This is a genomic window from Natronomonas aquatica (assembly GCF_024449025.1).
GTDB classification, from domain to species: Archaea; Halobacteriota; Halobacteria; order Halobacteriales; family Haloarculaceae; genus Natronomonas; species Natronomonas aquatica.
Map to the genome: position 1 here is coordinate 128,076 of NZ_JAHLKM010000004.1, position 20,119 is coordinate 148,194.

At 66.3% G+C, this 20,119-nt stretch carries 17 protein-coding genes; 6 read left to right on the forward strand and 11 right to left on the reverse strand.

From position 1 onward, the window contains the following. Positions 1-70: 70 nt before the first annotated feature. The 3 genes from KM295_RS05510 to KM295_RS05520 form a co-directional block, all read right to left on the reverse strand. Entirely contained in the window at positions 71-1,474 is a 1,404-nt protein-coding gene (locus KM295_RS05510; protein WP_256028904.1) for a dihydroorotase, read from the reverse strand. Between the two features lie 99 nt (positions 1,475-1,573). Continuing rightward, positions 1,574-4,375: a PAS domain S-box protein gene (locus KM295_RS05515; protein ID WP_256028906.1), complete on the reverse strand. Its 2,802-nt coding sequence runs from the start codon at positions 4,373-4,375 to the stop codon at positions 1,574-1,576. 81 nt (positions 4,376-4,456) lie between these two features. Then, a complete protein-coding gene (locus KM295_RS05520; RefSeq protein ID WP_256028907.1) occupies positions 4,457-5,467 on the reverse strand; it encodes a 2-hydroxyacid dehydrogenase in 1,011 nt (336 codons plus the stop codon). Between the two features lie 178 nt (positions 5,468-5,645). Here KM295_RS05520 and KM295_RS05525 point away from each other — a divergent pair, with 178 nt between their 5' ends. The 4 genes from KM295_RS05525 to KM295_RS05540 all read left to right on the forward strand — a co-directional run bounded on the left by KM295_RS05525 (position 5,646) and on the right by KM295_RS05540 (position 9,595). Beyond that, on the forward strand, positions 5,646-6,878 hold the full coding sequence (locus KM295_RS05525; RefSeq protein ID WP_256028908.1) for a hydroxyacid-oxoacid transhydrogenase: 1,233 nt from the start codon (positions 5,646-5,648) through the stop codon (positions 6,876-6,878). A 123-nt stretch (positions 6,879-7,001) separates the two neighbouring features. Further along, on the forward strand, positions 7,002-7,262 hold the full coding sequence (locus tag KM295_RS05530) for a DUF2249 domain-containing protein (protein ID WP_256028909.1): 261 nt from the start codon (positions 7,002-7,004) through the stop codon (positions 7,260-7,262). A 134-nt stretch (positions 7,263-7,396) separates the two neighbouring features. After that, entirely contained in the window at positions 7,397-8,761 is a 1,365-nt protein-coding gene (locus tag KM295_RS05535; RefSeq protein ID WP_418904751.1) for a hypothetical protein, read from the forward strand. A gap of 27 nt (positions 8,762-8,788) precedes the next feature. Continuing rightward, positions 8,789-9,595, forward strand: coding sequence for a helix-turn-helix domain-containing protein (locus KM295_RS05540; RefSeq protein WP_256028912.1), 807 nt, complete (start codon positions 8,789-8,791; stop codon positions 9,593-9,595). A 15-nt stretch (positions 9,596-9,610) separates the two neighbouring features. Here the strand turns inward: KM295_RS05540 and KM295_RS05545 are convergent, their stop codons facing one another. After that, positions 9,611-9,922, reverse strand: coding sequence for a CGCGG family putative rSAM-modified RiPP protein (locus tag KM295_RS05545; protein ID WP_256028913.1), 312 nt, complete (start codon positions 9,920-9,922; stop codon positions 9,611-9,613). Positions 9,923-10,010: 88 nt separating this feature from the next. On the opposite strand from KM295_RS05545, the gene KM295_RS05550 reads away from it, so the two are divergent. Then, complete coding sequence (locus KM295_RS05550; protein ID WP_256028914.1) at positions 10,011-12,437, forward strand: heavy metal translocating P-type ATPase; 2,427 nt, start codon at positions 10,011-10,013, stop codon at positions 12,435-12,437. Between the two features lie 18 nt (positions 12,438-12,455). On the opposite strand, the gene KM295_RS05555 is transcribed toward KM295_RS05550, so the two are convergent. The 7 genes from KM295_RS05555 to KM295_RS05585 all read right to left on the reverse strand — a co-directional run bounded on the left by KM295_RS05555 (position 12,456) and on the right by KM295_RS05585 (position 18,802). After that, positions 12,456-12,839: a cupin domain-containing protein gene (locus KM295_RS05555; protein WP_256028916.1), complete on the reverse strand. Its 384-nt coding sequence runs from the start codon at positions 12,837-12,839 to the stop codon at positions 12,456-12,458. A 144-nt stretch (positions 12,840-12,983) separates the two neighbouring features. After that, a complete protein-coding gene (locus KM295_RS05560) occupies positions 12,984-13,706 on the reverse strand; it encodes a hypothetical protein (protein ID WP_256028918.1) in 723 nt (240 codons plus the stop codon). A gap of 51 nt (positions 13,707-13,757) precedes the next feature. Beyond that, positions 13,758-15,488 (reverse strand): cytochrome c oxidase subunit I, encoded by a 1,731-nt coding sequence (locus KM295_RS05565; RefSeq protein ID WP_256028919.1) that lies wholly within the window; start codon positions 15,486-15,488, stop codon positions 13,758-13,760. Between the two features lies 1 nt (position 15,489). After that, on the reverse strand, positions 15,490-16,035 hold the full coding sequence (locus KM295_RS05570) for a cupredoxin domain-containing protein (RefSeq protein ID WP_256028921.1): 546 nt from the start codon (positions 16,033-16,035) through the stop codon (positions 15,490-15,492). Between the two features lie 157 nt (positions 16,036-16,192). Then, positions 16,193-16,651: a DUF3054 domain-containing protein gene (locus KM295_RS05575; protein WP_256028923.1), complete on the reverse strand. Its 459-nt coding sequence runs from the start codon at positions 16,649-16,651 to the stop codon at positions 16,193-16,195. Positions 16,652-16,654: 3 nt separating this feature from the next. Beyond that, positions 16,655-18,034: a heme o synthase gene (gene cyoE, locus KM295_RS05580; RefSeq protein ID WP_256028925.1), complete on the reverse strand. Its 1,380-nt coding sequence runs from the start codon at positions 18,032-18,034 to the stop codon at positions 16,655-16,657. Positions 18,035-18,139: 105 nt separating this feature from the next. Then, entirely contained in the window at positions 18,140-18,802 is a 663-nt protein-coding gene (locus KM295_RS05585; RefSeq protein ID WP_256028926.1) for a helix-turn-helix domain-containing protein, read from the reverse strand. 203 nt (positions 18,803-19,005) lie between these two features. Here KM295_RS05585 and nirK point away from each other — a divergent pair, with 203 nt between their 5' ends. After that, the gene (gene nirK, locus KM295_RS05590; protein WP_256028928.1) at positions 19,006-20,115 is read left to right on the forward strand and encodes a copper-containing nitrite reductase; all 1,110 of its coding nucleotides are present in this window, start codon (positions 19,006-19,008) and stop codon (positions 20,113-20,115) included. Positions 20,116-20,119 lie beyond the last annotated feature (4 nt).

Genomic DNA, 20,119 nt, shown 5'->3' on the forward strand with positions numbered 1-20,119 from the left:
CCGACACCGACACCGACGCTGGTACCGCCCCAGCTACAACTGTGGCAAGGAACCGAAAGGCGACGCGCGGCTAGTTCGGGTAGGTCCGCGGCTCGGCGTTTGCGGTCGTCTCGCCCGAGGGGGCGAGTTCCCCGTACCCCTCCTCGGCGTACAGCGTGTCGTCCCCGTAGACCACCGTCCCGCGGACGACGGTCATCGTCGGCTTGCCGACGAACTGCTCGCCGTTGAACGGGGTCGTCTTGCTTTTCGAGTGCAGCGTCTCCTTCCGGCCGACCCACTCGGCGTCGGGGTCGACGACGGTGAAGTCGGCGTCGGTGCCGACCTGCAGCGAGCCCTTCCGTGGATACAGTCCCCAGATCTCTGCCGGGCGCGTACTGTGCATGTAGGCCCACTGCTCGATCGGGAGCCGCCCCTCCGAGACGAACGTCGCCATCGAGCCGACCTCCGATTCGAGCCCGACGAACCCGGAGATGCTTTCCCAGGTGTTCCCGAAGGGCTCTTCGACGTTCTTCTCCTCGTCGGTGTGCGGGGCGTGGTCGGTCGCGATACAGTCGACGCCGCCGCCGCGGATACCGGCCTCCCAGAGCCGTTCGCGTTCCTCGGCGTCGCGGATCGGCGGCTGGACGCGCGCGACGTTCCCTTTCTCGTTCATGACCTCTTCGGTGAACCACAGGTAGTGCGGGCAGGTCTCGGCGGTGACGTCGACGCCGTCGGCCTTCCCCTCGGCGACGAGTTCCGCGCCCGTGCCCGAGGAAACATGGAACATATGGACCGGCGCGTCGGCGTGATCCGCAAGCAGGATGATCCGCGAGACCGCCTCGGCTTCGGCGACGACCGGCCGAGAGCGGGCGTGGTCGATCGGATCGTCCCGTCCCTCCCGTTTGAACTGTGCCTCCCAGTGTGAGAGGATCTCGTCGTTCTCTTCGTGGAAGCCGATCCGCTTGCCAACGCCGGCCGCCGCCTCCATGGCCGCGTACAGTTCGCCGTCGTCGGGCGGTTCGATCTCGCCGAACGTCGTCCCCAGAAAGACCTTGAATCCGGGGACGCCGGCCGCCGCGAGCGGTTCGACCTGATCGTAGTTCTCGGAGGTCAACACCGCATACGACTGGAAATCGACGTGGGCGTCGTCGTCGGCGATGTCGTAGGCCTGCCGGACCGTCTCGGGAGAGTCGATTATCGGGTCGGTGTTGGGCATCGCGATGACCGTGGTGACGCCCCCGGCCGCCGCGGCGGCCGTCGCGCTCGACCAGTCCTCCTTGTACTCGTAGCCCGGCGACCGGGCGTGGATGTGAGCGTCGATGACGCCGGGGAGGAGATACTGCCCGTCCAGATCGACGACGCGGTCGGCCCCGCCGAGTTCGGAGGGGGCGCCGATCGCCGCGATAGTGCCGTCTTTCACCCCGACCGAGACGCCGGACTGGACGCCGTCCGGCGTCACGACGCGTCCGTTTTCGAACGTGCTGTCGAATCCCATACCGGGACATCACCGCCGGCGTAGATGTATGTTGGGGGGTCGCCCTCTCCGCATTCTTGTCTTCCGGCGACGGCGGGATCGTTCTCCGGCACAGAACCGCTAGGTCGCCCCGCTTCCCGTCGCGATCTCGACGCCGGTGACCTCGAAGCGGGCGCCGCCGTCGGTCCCGTCTGTGATCCGGATCTCCCAGTCGTGGGCCTCGACGATCTCCTTGACGATGCTCAACCCGAAACCGGTTCCGTCGGCAGACGTCGTGTGTCCGGCCTCGAAAACTTTCTCGCGGTCCGTCTCGGGGATGCCGGGGCCGTCGTCCTCGATATAGAACCCCCTGTCGAGATCGCCGACGGTCACCGTCACACCGTCGCCGGCCCCCGCCCGGTCGCTCGCGTCGCCGTTGTCTATGCTGTCATCGGCCTGCGGCCGATTGCTCGTCGAACCGTGTTCGACGCTGTCGTCGGCCTGCGGCCGACTGCCCGTGGAGCCATGCTCCACGCTGTTCCGAACGAGGTTCTCGAAGAGCTGTTTCAGGCGGCTCGGGTCGGCGCGAATCGTCCGCTCCGTTTCGACCAGAAGCGTCCCGTCGGCCGTCTCGACGTTCGCCCAACAGCCCTCGGCCATCGCCGCGAGGTCGACCGGCTCGGCGTCGGTGACGGCCTCTCCCTCGTGGGCGAGCGTGAGAAGCTCCTCGATGAGCGTGTCCATCCGCTCGTGAGCCCGTTCGACGGCGTCCAGATGATCGCTCTCGCAGCTGTCCCGGGCCAGTTCGAGCCGCCCTTCGGCCACGCTCAGGGGGTTCCGTAGGTCGTGGGAGACGATCCCGGTAAACTCCTCTAAGCGCTCGTTCGCCCGTTTTACCTCCTCGCGTTCGGTGATATCGACGAACATCGCCATCGTCCCGACGACCTCGCCGTCGGCGTCGCGGTGCGGTACCGCACGCAAAAGCGTCTCGACGCGTTCGCCGTCGGCGGCCACCAGCCCCCGACGCTCCCGGGTGAAATCCCCCTCCAGCGAGCGTTCGTATCCTCCCTCTTCGAACAGTTCGGCCGTCGATTCGGGCGTATAGAACCCCGCGAGCTCTTCGCCGAGGATCGACTCCGGTTCGTATCCGAGCGTCTCGAGGAACTGTTCGTTGCAGTCTTCGATTACCGGCCGGCCGTCCTTCGACCGCGTGACGACTGCCATGATCGGCGCCTCCTCGAACAGCGTTCGGTACTGCGCTTCGAGTTCGTTCGTCAACTGCTTTAGCTCCGCCGTCTGCCGCTCGAGCCGTTCGGTTCGACGGACCTGTTCGAGGGCGGCGGCGACGTTGCCCGCCAGGATCTCCCCGAGGAGGACGTCCCCGTCGTCGAACGCGGCCGGCGTCGACGAGCCGGCGATCAGGATCCCGTGGTCGGCGATCGGGAGATACAGCTCGCTTTGGACCGGCGTCTCGGCGTTGTACCGGCCTGCGTCCGCGTGGACCTCGTCGACCGCGAGCGCTTCCCCCTGTTCGTAGGCGCGCCAGGCGATGCTGTCTCCCTGCGTGAACGTCGGCGGATCCCCCACGAGATCGCGGGTCGCGTCGGTGACCGCCATCGGCTTCAACCCCTCTCTTTTTCCGTCGTAGAGGTGGATCGCGTTCGCGTCCAGACCGAGGACGTCCCGGGCGACGTCGACCCCGACCTCGGCGACCTCCCGCTCGGTCTCGGCGGCGAGTAGCTCCCGCGTGGCGCGGTTCAGGGCTTCGAGCCGACGCTCGCGCTCCTTCTGTTCGGTAATGTCGTGGGCGGAGATGTGTAGCGAGACGATCGCTCCCGTCTCGTCGATGACGGGTCTGACTACGCCGTCGACGGTGTAGGTTTCCCCGTTCGAGTCGAGACGGTCGGCCTCGAACTCGACGTATTCGCCGCTTGCGGCCCGGTCGATCCACGCTTTGACGTCCTCGCGGGCCGCCTCCGAGTGATCGAACCACGGCGTCTGCCAGAAGCGTTCGCCGACCACGTCCTCGAGTATGGCGTCGGTGTATCCCATCGCCGTCTGGTTGATCTCGAGAACGGTTCCGTCCGTGTCGATCAGGCCCACGAGAATGTTCGGATCGTTGAACACCGCCTGATACCGCCGCTCCTTCCGCCGGAGTTCCGCCTCGCGCTTTTCGCGCTCGGTGACGTCCCGGAACTGCGAGTAGATCGCTACGGTGTCGCCCCTTTCGTCGGTGACGACGCGGTTGTGCCACTCACAGACGATCCGTTCGCCGCCGACACGGACGTTCTCGTTGATGCTGTGGTAGCCGCCCTCGTCCGTCAGAAGGTTTCTCACAGTCTCCGACACCGAATCCCGATCGGATTCGGGGACGATCATCTCCCAGGATTCCCCGAGCAGCTCGTTTTCGGTGTATCCCAAGAGCTCCTCGGCGGTGTCGTTGACACGGGTGATATCGAAGTTCTCGTTCCACTCGATGACGCCCAGCGGCGACTGGTCGAAAAACAGCGAGAGCCGTTTCCGGCTGGCCTCGATCTCGCGTTTCGATCGGTACTGCTCGACGGCGTTTCCGATCCGGTTTGCGAGGACGGTATACTGGCTTGTTCCGCCTCCTTTCTGGAGGTAGTCCGTCACGCCCGCCGAGATCGCCTCGCTCGCGATCTCCTCGCTCCCTTTCCCGGTATAGAGGATGAAGGGAAGTTCCGAGTGCTCATCCCGGACGGCTGCGAGGAATTCGATGCCGTCCCGGCCGGGCATGTCGTAGTCCGAGACGACACAGTCGACGTCGTTTCCTGCGAGGTACTCGAGACCCTCGGATGCACCGGTCGCGGTCTCGACGACCAAGCGTTCGTCGGCGCGCTCGAGGAACCGCGCGGCCAGCGCAGCGAAGTCGGGCTCGTCGTCGACGTGAAGAACACGGATCGTCTCGGCGGGTGTTATCATAGGACGGTACTCTGTACCCGGATATCACCCGGACGATACTTAATGGATTGCGGTGTTACGTCGTCGCGCACTCGCACCGTCTTATTTTATTCCGGCGTCCTCGAACGCCGAGTACGGCGGCGTCTCCCCGCGGAGTCCGGCCAGGACGTTCTCGGCCGTCATGACCGCCATCTCGCTTCGGGTCTCTGTCGAGGCGCTCCCGATATGTGGCGTGACGGTGAGCTTTTCGGGCGCGTAGTCCATCAGGGGATGGTCGGGGTCGATCGGCTCGGGGTCGGTGACGTCGAGAGCGGCGTGTCGGATCCAGTCCCCCTCGAGCGCTTCCACGAGCGCATCCGCATCGATTACCTCGCCGCGGGCCGTGTTCACGAGAACGGCCTCCTCGTCCATCCGCCGGAGTTCCGCCTCGCCGATCATGTGGTAGGTATCCTCGAAAAGCGGGACGTGCAGGGAGACGAACCCCGCCCGGTCGAGGAGTTCCTCCAGTTCGCAGTACTCGGCGTCGATCCCGTATTCGGCGAGGTCGGCTTCGGCGGCCTCGTTTACGCCGGTGTGGCTGTAGAGGACGTCCATATCGAAGCCCGCGGCCCGGCGGGCGAACTCCGTCCCGATGCGCCCGAGCCCGACGATCCCCAGCGTCGCCTCGTGGACGTCACGGCCGAGAAGCACGGTCGGCCCCCACGTCTCCCACTCGCCGTCCCTGACATCACCGTGGGCTTCGACGATCCGGCGGGCGCCGGCCATCAACAGGGCCCACCCCAGATCGGCGGTCGTCTCCGCGAGGACGCCGGGCGTGTGCCCGACGGTGATCCCCCGCTCGCGGGCGGCCTCGAGGTCGATGTGGTCGTACCCGACCGAGATCGTCCCGATCGCCCGGAGGTTCGGCGAGGCGTCCAGTACCGCCTCGTCGACGGTATCGGCGACGTTACAGTACAGCGCGTCGGCCTCCAGTTCCGCCAGCCGATCGACGAGATGGTCGTGGGGTGGTTCGACCGGATCCGGCCAGACGTGGACCTCACAGTGCTCTTCGAGGAGATCGAGGCCGTCCTGTGGGATCTCTCGGGTCAGGTACACGACGGGTTCCTCGGACATACGCGGGTGATCAGACAGCGACCGCAAGAGTGTTTTGGTGTCCCGGAACCCGTTCGCTTCCCGGTACCTTCCGGGACTCGGAGACTTGCGTGATCCTTCTTTCGGGTGCCTTCGGGGTACCGGAGCGCGTCGTGACAGAAGGGTATCTTTTTGCCGTACGCCTCGACATAGGACTCGTATGCCCTACACACCCGAGTCTGTCTGGGAGCTGAGCATCACACCGAACGTCACCAACGGCGTCGGGGCCGTCGAGGAACTGGGCGCGATCGGCGGGGAGTTCGGCGCCGAGTCGGCGCTCGTCGTCACCGACGCCGGCCTCGCCGAGGCGGGGGTCGTCGACGACGTGACGGCGACGCTCGACCCGATCGAGTATACGGTGTTCGACGGCGTCGAGCCGGACCCCGACGTCGGGATCTTCGAGGCGGCCATCGAGGAGGCCGGGGCGGTCGATCCCGACCTCATCGTCGGCGTCGGGGGCGGGAGTTCGATGGACGTCGCCAAGACGACGAGCGTGGTCGCCGAACACGGCGGGGACGTCCTCGATTACGTCGCCGAACCGACCGGCGAGGGCGTCCCCGTTCCCGGCCCCGGAATCCCGACGATCGCCGTCCCGACGACGGCGGGAACCGGCGCCGAGACCTCGCCGGTGACGGTCATCTCCCTGCCCGAGGAAGACCTCAAGGTCGGCATCTCCAGCCGGTATCAGCGCCCCGACGCCGCCGTGCTCGACCCGGCGCTGTCCGTCTCCTTGCCGCCCGGACCGACGGCCTCCTCGGGGATCGACGCCCTCTCTCACGCCGTCGAGGCCTACGTCACCCGCCCGTACGACGCCAAGCCGTCACCCGAACGCCGCGCCGATCGCCCGGACTACAACGGCCGCTCGCCGGTGACGGACCTCTTTGCCAGATCAGCGATCGAACGGATCGGCGACAACCTCCGGACCGTCGTCGACAACGGACAGAACCTCGACGCCCGCCGGAACATGCTTCTGGGGAGCTTCATGGCCGGCGCCGCCTTCACCAACGCCGGCCTCGGCGCGACTCACGCCATCGCGATGGCCGCCGGCGCGATCCACCACACGCCCCACGGCGTCACGATCGCCCACGCGCTGCCGGCCGTCATACGGTACAACGCCACCAGCGCCTACGATCGTTACGCCGAGATCGCCGAGCTCCTCGGAGAAAACACGACCGGCCTGAGCCGCGACGAGTCCGCCGAGGCCGCCGCCCGCGCGGTCGAGAAGCTGACCGAGGACGTCGGCCTCGGCGGCGGGCTCTCGTCGCTGGGGGTCGAGGAGTCCGACGTCCCGCATCTGGCCGAGCGCGCGAACCAGCTCGAACGACTTTTGGCCGGGAACCCCCGACGGATAGACCGTGACGAGCTAGAAGCGATCATCCGCGACGCGCTCTGATCCGTCGGGTGCCGTCGCCGGGCGGGATCCGAGACGGGAACCGAGGCCGCTTCGGGTGTGTTTTCCTCCCTGCTGAACATCTTCGGGTGAAACGACTACCGAACGCCTCCCGAACGGACGCGTATGGACGACGCCGTCGAATACATCCAACGGACCGACGCGCCGGTCGACCGCCCCCACGAGACCTTCGACGCGCGCGAGTTGCCGCCGCCACAGCCGCTGAAGGATACCCTCGAGACGCTGGCAGGTGCGGAGGATTCGGCCGTGCTCGTCCAGCTGAACGATCGCCGCCCTCAGCACCTGTATCCACAGCTGTCCGATCGGGGGTACCGATACGAGACGTTCGACGACGACGGCGCGGTCACCGTCATCTGGAAACCGTGACCCGCCCGATCGGGACCCACCGCCGGCCGTACTGCGGGCACAGCCGCCCCCGGCGTGACCGAAACGTCTCCGGAGAGAGGTAACCGGCTATGGGCGCCGTTCCCGGGGGTGTCGATACCGACCGTCAGCCCCCGATGGCGGTCCCGTTACGCCACTTCCTGATCGGGCTGGCCTTCCTTCTCGCCGGGGCCGTGGTCGGGGTCGGCGACGCGGCCGGGGCGGTTCCGGGGCGGGCCCGGCTCGTTCACGTCCATCTCCTGTTGGCCGGCTGGGTCTGTCTCACGATCATGGGCGCGATGACGCAGTTCGTCCCGGTGTGGTCGAACGCGACGCTGCACTCGCGCCGGCTCGCAAACGTACAACTCGTGCTGGTAACCGCCGGAATGCTCGGCTTTGTCGTCGCGCTCGTCTCCCTCCGGACGGTGTGGCTGATCCCTTTCGGTTCGGTCATGCTCGCCGGCTTCTGGACGTTCGTCTACAACATCGCCCGGACGCTTTCGACAGTCGACGGTCTCGACGTGACCGAACGGCACTTCGCGGTCGCGCTCGGCTTCTTTCTCGTCCTCACCGCCCTCGGGCTCCTGCTCGCGGTCGGCTTCAGCGTCCCCGTCTCCGCGCGGCTCCCCCTGGCGCGTTCGGGACTCGTGGGCGCCCACGCGACGGTCGCCGTCTTCGGCGCCGTCCTCACGACCGTCTACGGGGCGCTGTATCAGCTCGGGACGATGTTTACCCAGACCGAACTCCACGGGATCGACCACCGACTCAAGGCGATCGAGGAGATCGGACACCCGATCGGTGTCGTCGTTCTGGCGGCCGGCCGGCTCGTCGGTTCCGCCGTCGTCGCGAGCGTCGGCGGGCTCCTCGTTTTGCTCGCAGCCCTCGCGTTCGGCTCGATCCTCGCCCGCAAACTCTACGAGATGCGGGTCGAGCCGACGCCGATGCATACCCGATACGGCGTCGTCGCCGCGGCGCTTTTGCTGTGGGCGCTCCTCTCGGTCCCGGCCTGGCTCTCGGAGCCGCTCGCGGCGGCCCACCGGTTCGGCGCTTCCGGTACCGTCCACCTGCTCGCTCTCGGGGTGATCGGCTTCGTCGTGTTCGGGACCCTGTATCACATCGTCCCCTTCGTCGTCTGGGTCCACCGCTACAGCGACCGGCTCGGGTTCGAGGAGGTCCCGATGATAGACGACCTCTACGACGACCGCCTCGCGGCGATCGACGGGACGTTTCTCTTCTCGGGGACAGTCCTGCTCGTCGTCTCCGGGCGGTTCGGACTCGGGGCCGCGGTCGCCGCCGTCGCCGGATCGCTGGTGATACTCGGTATCCTCACGTTTACGGGGAACATGCTCCTGGTGTTGCGCCGGCACAGCCCACACACACTCGATCGGATCGTTCTGGGAGCGCTTTCGCCCCGGCGGTCGGGCGGGCAATCGGAGGGCATCGACGAGGATTCCGGTCGAGACGCCGAGCACTCTCCTGAACATGTTCGGCAGAACGGATAGCGGCGGCGGCGTCGATCGATCCGACATATGTCGGCACACGAGGGCCGATCCGATCGCGAGCGCGTCGACGGCTCGGCCGAACGCAAGCCACCGGACCCGCGCACGGTCGATACCGACCGACGGCCGTTCGTCCTCATCTGGGAGGTGACACAGGCGTGCATCCGTATCGAACTCTCGGAAGGCCGATTGAAGACGGATGTCTCCCGGGACCACGGCGACGCCTCGCTTCAGCTTCTCGGTACGCTTTTCGGCGGTGATCGCGCGGTCGAGACGGTCGAGGTTTCCGGATCTGCCACGGCCGCGTGTCTCCCGGATATCGACGCCCACCCCGACGTCGACACGTTCGACGTTGTCGACCGACACGACGACCGCGCGACGGTTCGCCTCGAGTCGCTCGAACCGGCCGTGCTTTCGGCCGCATCGCGGGCGGGAACCCCGATCGTGTATCCGGCGACTGTGACCGACGGTGAGTTGGCCGCCACCGTCGTCGGGACACACGCGAGGATCTCCTCGCTCGGCGAGCAACTGCGGGCCGACGGTCTCGGCTTCGAGGTCGCGTACATCCACTCCGACCACGACGTCAGCCGGGTTTTGACCGACAGACAGGAGGAAGTCCTTTTCACCGCGGTCGAACACGGCTACTACAGGAGTCCGCGGGAGTGTACGCTGACGGAGGTCGCCGGCGCCCTCGACATCGCGAAATCGACCTGTAGCGCCACCCTACAGCGAGCCGAGGAGGCGATCGTCGAGTACTTCTGTTCACAGCAGCGGCGACCGGATCAGCCGACAGCCGGCGGAACGAACGTGCCGATCGACGGGTACTCGGGCGGCTGAGTTTTCCCCCGTCGATCACGGCTCGTTTTCGACGTGAACCTTCGTCACGTGGCCGCCACAGCCACACTGCCGGACGTACTCGCAGGTGACGGCGCTGCCGAACCGATCGTCGAGCGCCGCATAGAGATACGCCGACGGGTGGCCGTGTTCGCTGTGAGTGACGAGGTTGACGTGGTTGCCGGCCGCCGTGTGCTGGATCGCCTCGATCGCCCCCTCGACCACCAGTCCCCCGTCGTCGGCGTAGACCGGTTTCTCGAGGTTCGCCGACCAGGAGGTCTCGTGGACGCGGTCGGTCACCGGCTCGACGTCGTCGTGTGCTGTGGCCATACCGAAGGTTGCCGTCCCCCGATCCAGCCCGTTTCCCCGAACGTGTTCGTCGGTAGTTCTTCGGTGCCGCGCTCCCTCGGTCGGGACGATGAGTGGCTGCTCTCTCTGTGATCTGGAGCTCCCGACGCCCCCGGTGACCGGCGAGGGTGTCGAGGGGACGTTCTGCTGTCGCGGCTGTCTGGAGGTCGCCCGGACGCTGGAGGGCGCCGACGATGTCGACGACGCTCCCGTTTCGGAGACACGGGAGCGCGAGATCCCCGAGGACGCCGCCGAGGCGTATCTGGCAGTCGACGGGATGCACTGTACCACCTGCGAGACGTTCCTCGGACTGCGCGGCGACGACGTCGAGGGCGTCTACGCGCTGGAGGCCAACTACGCGATGGAGACCGCCCGTGTCGTCTACAACCCGGAGGCGATCGCGAGGGAGAACCTCCCCGGGGTGCTGTCGGGCCACGGGTACACCGTTCGGTTCCGCGAGGAAGACGAAAACGGGATCGACCGCGACGCCCGAAAGCGCCAGCGCGATACCGTCCAGCGGCTCGTCGTCGGCGGGTTTTTCACGATGCTCGTGATGCCGTGGTACTTCTTTTATCTCTATCCGAGCTACGTCGGCATCGAGCCCGGTCTCCTCGCGGTCGATACGACGACGCCGCTGACGCTGTATCTCCCTCTGGTGGCGATGGGCCTTTTCGCGTCGGTCGTCCTCTTTTATACGGGCTATCCGGTCCTCCGGGGGGCGTGGGTGAGCGTCCGCACCCGGCAGCCGAACATGGACCTTTTGATCTCCGTCGCCGCCCTGTCGGCGTACGGCTACAGCACCGTCGCGCTGGCGACCGGGAGCACGCACCTGTACTACGACGTCAGCGTCGCGGTGATCATGGTCGTCACGCTCGGGCGGTACTACGAGGGACGGATCCGATCTCAGGCGAGCGACGCCCTCTCTTCGGTTACGGCCGGCCGAGTGAGGGAGGCGACCAGACTCACCGACGACGGCAGAGAGACTGTTTCGGTCGATGACCTCGCCCCCGACGACCGGCTCGTCGTCGCGCCCGGCGAGCGTGTTCCGGTCGACGGGACCGTCCTCGAAGGGACCGCCGACGTCGACGAGTCGGTGCTGACGGGGGAGTCGCTACCGGTCACCAAAGCGCCCGGGGATACGGTCGTCGGCGGTTCGATCGTCGCCGACGACGCCCTCCTGATCGAAGTCGAGGACACCGAAAGCACCGCCGACCGCATCGCCACGGCGCTGTGGGAGATCCAGAGCCACGCGCCGGCCGTCCAGCGGCTGGCGGACGCGCTCGCGACGGTCTTCGTTCCCGCCGTGCTCGTCCTCGGGGCGGCCGTCACGCTCTGGGGGCTCCTGACGGGCGGGACCGTCGCCGCCGCCCTTCTGGCCGGGCTGACCGTGCTCGTCGTGTCGTGTCCCTGTGCGATGGGGCTTGCGACCCCGCTGGCCGTCTCCGGCGGGCTTCGCGACGCGCTACAGCGGCGGATCGTCGTCACGAACGAGTCCGTCTTCGAGGTCGCCCCCGACGCCGACACCCTCGTCTTCGACAAGACGGGGACGTTGACCGCCGGCGAGATGTACGTGACGGACGTCTCCGGCAACGGGAGGACACTCGAACTCGCGGCCGCGGTCGAGCGCTTCGCCAGCCACCCCGTCGCCGAGGCGATTCTCGAAGCCGCCGCTTCGGACGGATCCGAAAGCAGGTCCGACGTAGCCGCCGACGGTGGCGTCGCCGGGGATCTCGCTGGGGCTGACACCGCCGTCGGCGAAGTACCCGAGGCGTGTGATTTCGTCCGTCACCCGGGCGAGGGGGTCGCGGCGACTGTCGGGGAGCGACGCGTCGTCGCCGGGACGCCTGGACTCCTCGAAGAACGCGTCGGCCCGGTCCCTGACGGGCTCGCAGACAGGATCGAGGCGGTCGAACGCGACGGCGGATTGCCGATCGTCGTGGGATGGGACGGGCGGGCCCGAGGCGTCATCACGGTGGCCGACCGGGAGCGAACCGAATGGGAGGCGGCGGTCGAGTCCTTCGAGGATCGCGAAATCGTGATCCTGACGGGCGATTCCGGGGCCGGAACCGAGCGCTTCCGGCAACATCCAGCCGTCGATACGGTCTTCACCGGCGTGCCGCCGGACGGCAAGGTCGAGACGGTCCGGCGGCTGGCGGCCGGGGGAACGACGGTAATGGTCGGCGACGGCACCAACGACGCCCCCGCGCTGGCCGCCGCCGATCTGGGGATCGCCATGGGCGATGGAACCGCCCGCGCGATCGACGCGGCGGACGTCGTCGTGAACGACAGCGACCTCACCGCGGTCGAGGATGTCTTCGATCTCGCCGACGGGACCCGGAGACGCATCCGCGAGAACATCCTCTGGGCGTTCCTCTACAATGCGGTCGCGATCCCGCTTGCCGTCCTCGGCCTGATAAATCCGCTCTTCGCCGCGGTGGCGATGGCTGCGAGCAGTCTCATCGTCGTCACTAACTCGCGTCGGCCGGTGCTTGAGTAAAACGAAAGGGCGCGCTCTTTATTCTTCTTCCAGCAACTCGATCCCGGCGTCGCCGTTCGGGACCATACAGACGAACGCGCTCTCTTCGTCCGTCTCGTTGCGGAACCAGTGGACCGTCCCGGCCGGGATCAGAATCGAATCGCCCGCAGAGACGCTGTGTTCCTCGTCTTCGATGCCGACGACGTACTCCCCGGTTACCGCGTGAACTTCGTGTTCGATCCCGTTGGTGTGTTTCGGGACCTCCGCGCCCGGTTCGAGTCGGTATCGGCGCATCCGGAAGTTCGGGGCGCCGTCGGATTCGTCGAGGATAACCGCCTTGCTGGCACCGTCCGCCACCGAGAGCGTCTCGTACTCGACGTCCTCGGCCCGCTTGATGACCGGCTCCGGCTGTGTCTTAGGCATACTGGACCGAGGATCCCCCGGATAAAAATACTACCGTTTCCCTCGAGACCCATCCGGATCGAAGCGTGGTCACGTATCCTCCGTCTCTCGTGTTGAGGCCACGGACCGATGGCTCGATACGGATACGGCTGGACGGACGCCTTGTCACCCGGAGGACTCTTTTGACACTGTCCTGACCAGCCGCTGGACCGTCTCGCCGTCCTCGTTTCGGTAATTGACCGTGAACTCCTTGCCGGTCGGGGAGTCGTCCAGCTCTTCGATCCGGACCTGGAACTCGAAGGGCGGCTCCTCGGCGGTCGCAACGGTCTCCCCACCGGAGGTGACGACCACGCGGTCGATCCCCTCGGGGTCCTCTACGGAGCAGGTAACGAGTTCCTCGCCGGTTTCGCAGATCAACTCGCCGCTGACCTCGCTGCCGCCGTCGCCGCCGACGGAGGTCGAGAAATCCAACAGCATGACCCCTGGCGCGACGGCCCCGACGATCACGACGATGAGGAGAAACACCGCGAAATTGATCTTGCTCGCCTGTCTCGCGAACATCCGGACGATCGGATGACTCGCCGACCGCCGCAGCCGGATCGTCATCGGCACCACCACCATATGGGTGAACGGCCCCCAAAACAGGACCACGACCCCGTAGGCCATCACGTACGTCAGGAACGTCCACCCGGGGCGGACAGAGAGCAACACGTTGCCGGCCATCCAGAGGAAAAACCCCAGAAAGACCAGTGCGGCGCTTTTGAGCCACCGCCAGATCGGGGTGTTGGTGTAGTAGATGCTGAGCAGGTCGTACCAGGGCTGTTTCGCGTACTGAAAGAGCGTCGCCATCGTGTTCGTGTTCGCGTTCGTGTTCTGTGTCTGTGGCATGGAGCGTGGGCGGTCGGATACTCGTCGGTCAGTACGAAAACGGAGGGTAGTTCAGGCGCCGATCTGCCAGACCTGCACGAGCAGGAACCAGTTCAGGGCGTAGAGCGCGACGAACGTCGCCAAGAAGATCAGACAGAGGGTGAACGTGCCCCGCATCTCGATTGCGTGGACGGACCCTCCGTCGGTCCGGAGCCCCTTCTCGGGCAGCAGGCCGCCGTCGTCGCCGTCCCCGAGCCGGTCGCCGAACAGCAGCGAGCCGACCGCGACGAGGACGAAAAGCGCCCCCGTGAGGACCGCAAGCAGCGTCGCGGGCCCGAGGATGAAAAACAGCGGCTCGGCCGCCGACAGGCTGAACTCGCTGCCGGGGACGTTCTCGACGACGCTAGAGATCCGGCGCGGAACACCATAGAGGATGCCGATGTACATCATCATCAGCACGGCCAGCCCCATCGTCGCCGCATAGAGGTACGGGATGGCCGAGGCGAGCACGCCGGAGGCGTAGTCCCGCCGGAACATCGTCTTGATCGCGAAGAACAGAAGCCCCCAGAAGGCAAGCGTCGTGCCCAACGCGACGGTGCCGTGGAAGTGGCCGACCGTCGCGTAGGTGTTGTGCCAGGTCATGTTCAGCTGCATCTGGCCCATCAGCACGCCGGTGATCCCGCCGACGAAGCCGAACAGGATGATGCTGAAGATCGTCGAGGAGAAGACTGGGCTCTTCCAGGGCGCCGAAGTGAGCCAGCCGAACAGCCCGCCGCCGAGCCCGCGCTGGCGGCGGCCGGCCTCAAGCCCCGCCGGGATGGCGAATGCGTGGATCATGCTGGCGAAGGCGGCTCCGTAGAACGCGTAGGAGGTGTTGAAGATCCGCCACCCGGCCGAGAGCCCCGGATCGACCATCAGGTGATGAGCCGCCCCGAGGTTGATGAAGAACAGATAGAGAATAAAGGCCGACCGGGAAACCTTCTCGCTGGCGACGACGGCCCCGCCGACGACGTGAGTCAGGAAGTACCACACGGTGATCATCGCGAGCAGGTTGATCTGCTGGGTGCCGTGGCCGACGATCCAATAGAGCTGTCGGTAGAGGCCGGCGTTGACCGACTCGATGATCCCGAGCCGCCAGATCAGCGCGTACCCGAACGCCGCGATCCCGCCGAGGATCGCCTCGACGGCGATGATGCTCGTTATGAAGGCGCCGAAGACGACGAGCGGTAGCGTCTTGTTCGGGGCGCCGCGCTTTTCCTTCCAGATCGTCACGAAGAACGGCAGCGCGGCGACCGTCGCCCCCAGCAGGAACAGGACCGCGGTCGCATAGAAGAGCCAGGGGATATCAAGCGGGACGTAGGCGGTCAAAAGCGGCGCCTCGCCGCCGCTTTCGGTCGCCGTCCAGATCGAGTAGTTGACGCCGACGGCGCCGGCGACCATGATAACCCACCCGGCCTTGGCGACTTTCGTCAGCGGGAGCCGCCGGCCGAGCACCATCGGCCCCCCGACGTAGAGGACCGCGATCTCCATGAACACCATCCAGAAGATGAGGATGTTCCAGGCGTGCATGCTGAGATGGGTGTAGTACCCGTCCTCGGGGAGCAACGACAGGAGCTCCCAGCGGGTCCCCGCTACGGTGATCGCGAACGCCCCGCCGATGGCCATCGCGACGACGGCGGTCAAAGCGAACAGCTTCACGTGATTCTCGACGGACTCGTGAACCTCGAGTCCGGTTATCGAACAGGTCCGGAACCCGTCCGAGTCGTACTCGTTGCCGAACAGATGTTTGATCGCACCCTTCATATTAGGCCTCCTCCACGACGAAATGGCCGCTCATGCTGTTGTGTCCGCGGCCGCAGAATTCGTTGCAGATGACGCGATACGTGCCGGGCTCTTCGAACGTCATCGGAACGACCCACTCGTTACCGGGGAAGACCTGGAGATTGATCTGTTTGCTCAGGTTCTCCTCCGGACGAACGGAAAAGCCGTGCTGGACGTCGTAGGCGCCGAGATGGATGTCGTACTCTCGGCCCGCTTCGAGGACGACCGGGAGGCCGTCCCAATCGAAGCGCCGACCGCCGACGTAGACGGAGTCACCCGGCGGAAGCAGGCGTCCCTCTTCGGTCTCGTCGGCTTCCTCCTTGTAGGCCGCCACCCGTTGTTGGTACGCGTCGGGATCGACCTCGTAGGTCTGGCCGATGGGGTTCTGGTCGCCGAACCGGGTGAACCCGCTCATCCACCCGAAGATCGCGAGCGACCACGCTCCCGCGATCCCGAGCCAGATACTTTCGCGTCTATTGACCGGATTGTCCCACCAGTTGCCGTCGGGTTCGTCAAGTGGTCCTCCCATAGTTTACCTCGTCGGGAGTGAGAGGATATCCATAGCTCCCCACCCGACATAGACGACGAGAAAAAACAGCATGGCGGCCGCTGCGAGGAGCCATATTCGGTTGTACAATCGCTGCATCATCGGAATGTCTTCGGACTGTGAGGTACTCATGAGTGGCTTACGTTCGATCGGTTCGTCCAGTCGATAGGTGGGGGTTGTGGCGCACATGTTCGGCAAGTATTACCGCGGATCGCCACGGGAGTAGAAAGACGATGCCGAATACGATCACTACGAGGAGGAACTCGGGCGGCGCTTCGCCCGGAACGAGCGATGTGGATCGGATGGCCCCGCCGAGAAGACTCGCGCCGATCCACACGGCAACCGTCCGGCCGATCGCGGCGCGCCACGACCGGCGAACGCGCGGACGATACAGGCGACCGATGGGCGCGAGACAGAGCCACGACGACACGAACGGAAACGCGGTCAAAAGCGTGTGTCGCGGGAACTGCAGGGGGTCGATACCGTGGGTCGCGAGCCCGTAGGCGAGAAACGCGACGATAGCAAGAACGTCCCCGGCTGCGATGAACGCCGCAGACCGGAGACTCCCAACCGACTGAAGTATGTGGCACAAGCGCATCGTTCAGACGACGACCGTTTCCAGAAGAACCGCCACCAGGAGCGTACCCAGGTAGGCGTTCGACGCGTGGAAGCTCCGGTAGGCGGCCCGGTCGGTATCGCGGCGGTACTGTTCGGCGACGGTCCAGACGAACCCGAGGCCGGCGACGGCGGAGGCGACCGCATAGAGGGGGCCGAACCCGGCGACGACACCGAGCCCGCCGGCGACGAGAAGCGTCGCGCCGAGCCAATAGAGGATCCGTCGCCGCGCGAGTGCGACCCCCCGCTCGACCGGCAACATCGGGTAGCCGGCCGCGTCGTAGTCCGCCCGGCAGGCGATGGCGAGATTATAGAAGTGGGCGGGCGTCCAACAGAAGACGACCGCCGAAAGCAACACGGCGGGGAGCCCGACGGAGCCGGTCACCGCCGTCCAGCCGATGACGGCCGGAAGCGCCCCAGCTCCGCCGCCGAGGACCGTGTTCCAGGTCGTCGACGGCTTCAGGACGACGGTGTAAACGACGGCGTAGTAGACCGCGGCGACGGCGGTCAGCGCCGCCGAGAGCGGGTTGACGAGCGCCCAGAGCACCGCCATCGAGGCGACGAACAGGGTTGCACCGAAGGCCAGCGCCCGCGTCGGGTCGACCCGATCGGAAACGAGCGGGCGGTCGGCGGTCCGGTCCATCCGCCGGTCGCGTTCGCGCTCGTAGACGTGGTTGAAGGTTCCAGCCGCGCCGATCGCGAGGACGCCGCCGGCGAGCGTCGCGACGACCGTCACCCCCTCGAGCGTGGCGCCGGTGATCGTCGCAAGCGCCATACCGGCCACCGCGAGCAGACACAGCAGCCACATCAGACGCGGTTTCGTCAGCGTGATGTAGGCCCCGACCCGGTCGCGGATCGACGCCCTTCCGGACTCGGGCGGGGCGTCCGACCGCGGGCCATCGTTCGTCGCTGCGGCATCCGGCTCTGTCGGTCCCTCGGATAGTGCGTCCTCCGGTGGGTTCTGCTCGATCTCCAGCCCCATCGCCCGCCCGCTCCCGTCGGGACCGACCTCCCCATCGAGGTGCCACACGAGCGTGACGAGCAGCGATCCGAAGACGAACAGCCCGCCGAGCAGGTGTGCCCGGCCGCCGAGTGCGGCGATCTCGAGGGCGGTCGCCGCCCCGAGCGCCGCCTGTACCGGGAACGCGGCGAACGCGACGGTGGATCCGAACCGCACGCGCCGGGTGTGGTCGCCGGCCCACGAGCGGAACGCGACGACCCCGACGAGCAGCCAGACGCTCCCCGCCACGCCGTAGTGGCCGGCGGCCACCGGTCGTAGCTCCGTCGCCGCGGTCATCGCGCCGAGTCCGACGAGCAGATATGCCGAGAGCGTCGCCACGATCAGCGTCGCGGTGAACTTTCGCATACTGCTGTCTCCGGTGCCGACGTCCCGGTATCTTCTCCCGAACGTGTTCGAACGCGCGTACGGAAAAAAACAACGAGGAGCCGTCGAGGGGACGATGGCCCCGTATCAGGATACCGGCTGGAGGTCGAAATCCGCCCCCGGTAACAGCTCCTCGACGAACTTTTTCATCACGACCTCCTCGGCGCGGTGAAGCGTCTCGCTGCAGGTCGATTTCGCCAGCCCGATCTCGCCGGCCAGTTCGGTGAGCGTACATTTCCGTGGCGTATCGTAGTAGCCCTCCGAGACGGCCAACTGGAGCAGTTCCTGCTGTCGATCGGTCAACAGCTGATCGGGATGGAGCCGCTGTTGGATGTACTCGATGTGGAACTCGATGCCCATCGCGGCGAACTGCTCGCCGAGCTCCGAGAGGCGATCGTGGGAGCCGGCGACATCGACGATCGCCGTCCCGTCCCGTATCTCGACCGGCATCTCGATGGGGATCCCCGACCGTTTGGCCGCAAGCAGTATCATCGGTCGGGTGGTTACGATCTGGATCGTCGCCGCCCCCTCGGTCTGTTGGATAACCGAGACCTCTTCGATGGTCCCGTGGGCGCGTATTTCGTCCAGGACCGCCTCGACGGCCCCGGACTGGAACCGGAGCAGCCCGAGCCCCCGCCCGTCCTCCGGAAGTGCGGTCAGTATCTCGAAGACCGTGTCCGGATACTCTCTGGATACGTCCGCGATCCACGGGCCGTCCGGCAAGTCGACACGGAGTCTAGCCTGGGGCATAGGGTATGGTCTACTCGTACCCACTATTGAATATCGGTTCGGGTGAACATGTTCGACTCGTTCTTTTTTTATAATCCATCTCTCTGTCTATTTATTTAAAGAAGCCACCGAACGTGTTCGACAAAAATGCTGTATCTCAACGTATGAGACGCTGATGACCGGCTTTTGTGTATCGGGGTGTAACATAAAGATGTAACAAGATAATGACCCGGAACACCAACTCCGACGGGAAGGCCAAATCGAGCCGGCGAACGCTCATGAAAGCGGCGGGGGCAGCGAGCGCCCTCGCCTTTGCCGGGTGTGTCGGCGGCGAGGAGACCGACGAACAGCCCGCCGAAAACCAGGAACCGCAGACCCAGGAGGAGGGACTGGACCCGGCCAAGTCCCTCGACACCGATCGGATCGCCGCGGACCCGAGAGACCTCCCGGACCCGGTCGACTGGGACTCCCCGCGCGACCACGAGATCGAGATGACAACGACCGAGGAGACCGCCGAGATCGAACCCGGGGTCACCTTCGATTACATGACCTTCGACGGGCGGATCCCCGGGCCGATGGTCCGCGTGCGCCGCGGCGACACCGTCCGGATGACGCTGACGAACCCCGAGGAGAACTCGATGCCTCACAACATCGACTTCCACGCGGTGTACGGCCCGGGCGGCGGGGCAAACGCCACCACGATCAATCCGGGCGAGTCCGCGACCATCGAGTTCAAAGCGATGTACCCCGGCGTCCACGTCTATCACTGTGCGGTCCCGAACATGGACCAGCACATCAGTGCCGGGATGTTCGGTGCGATCCTCGTCGAACCCGAGGAGGGGTTACCGGAGGTCGACCGTGAGCTGTACTTCGGCCAGCACGAACTCTACACCGACGGCAAGTCGGGCGAGGAGGGCCACCACAGCTTCAGCTTCGACGCGATGAAGCGGGAGGATCCGACCTACGTCCTCTACAACGGCGAGGCCTACGCGTTCACCGAGAACGGCCGCGGGCCGATCACCGTAGACAAGGGCGAGCGGATCCGGATCTTCCACTCGCAGGGCGGGCCGAACCTGATGAGCTCCTGGCACGGGATCGGGAACGTCTGGGAGACGTTCTACCGCGACGGCGACGTCGTCTCCGATCCGGACCGCTACGTCGAGACGGCGCCGGTCGCGCCCGGCTCGGTCGCGATCGCCGAGATCGACACGCCGGTGCCCGGCCCGATCAAGCTCGTCGACCACGCCCTCTCGCGGGTCGTCCGCAAGGGGATGCTCGGCGTCATCCAGGTCGAAGGCTCCGAGGAACCGGACATCTACAACCCGAACCCCTGAATCG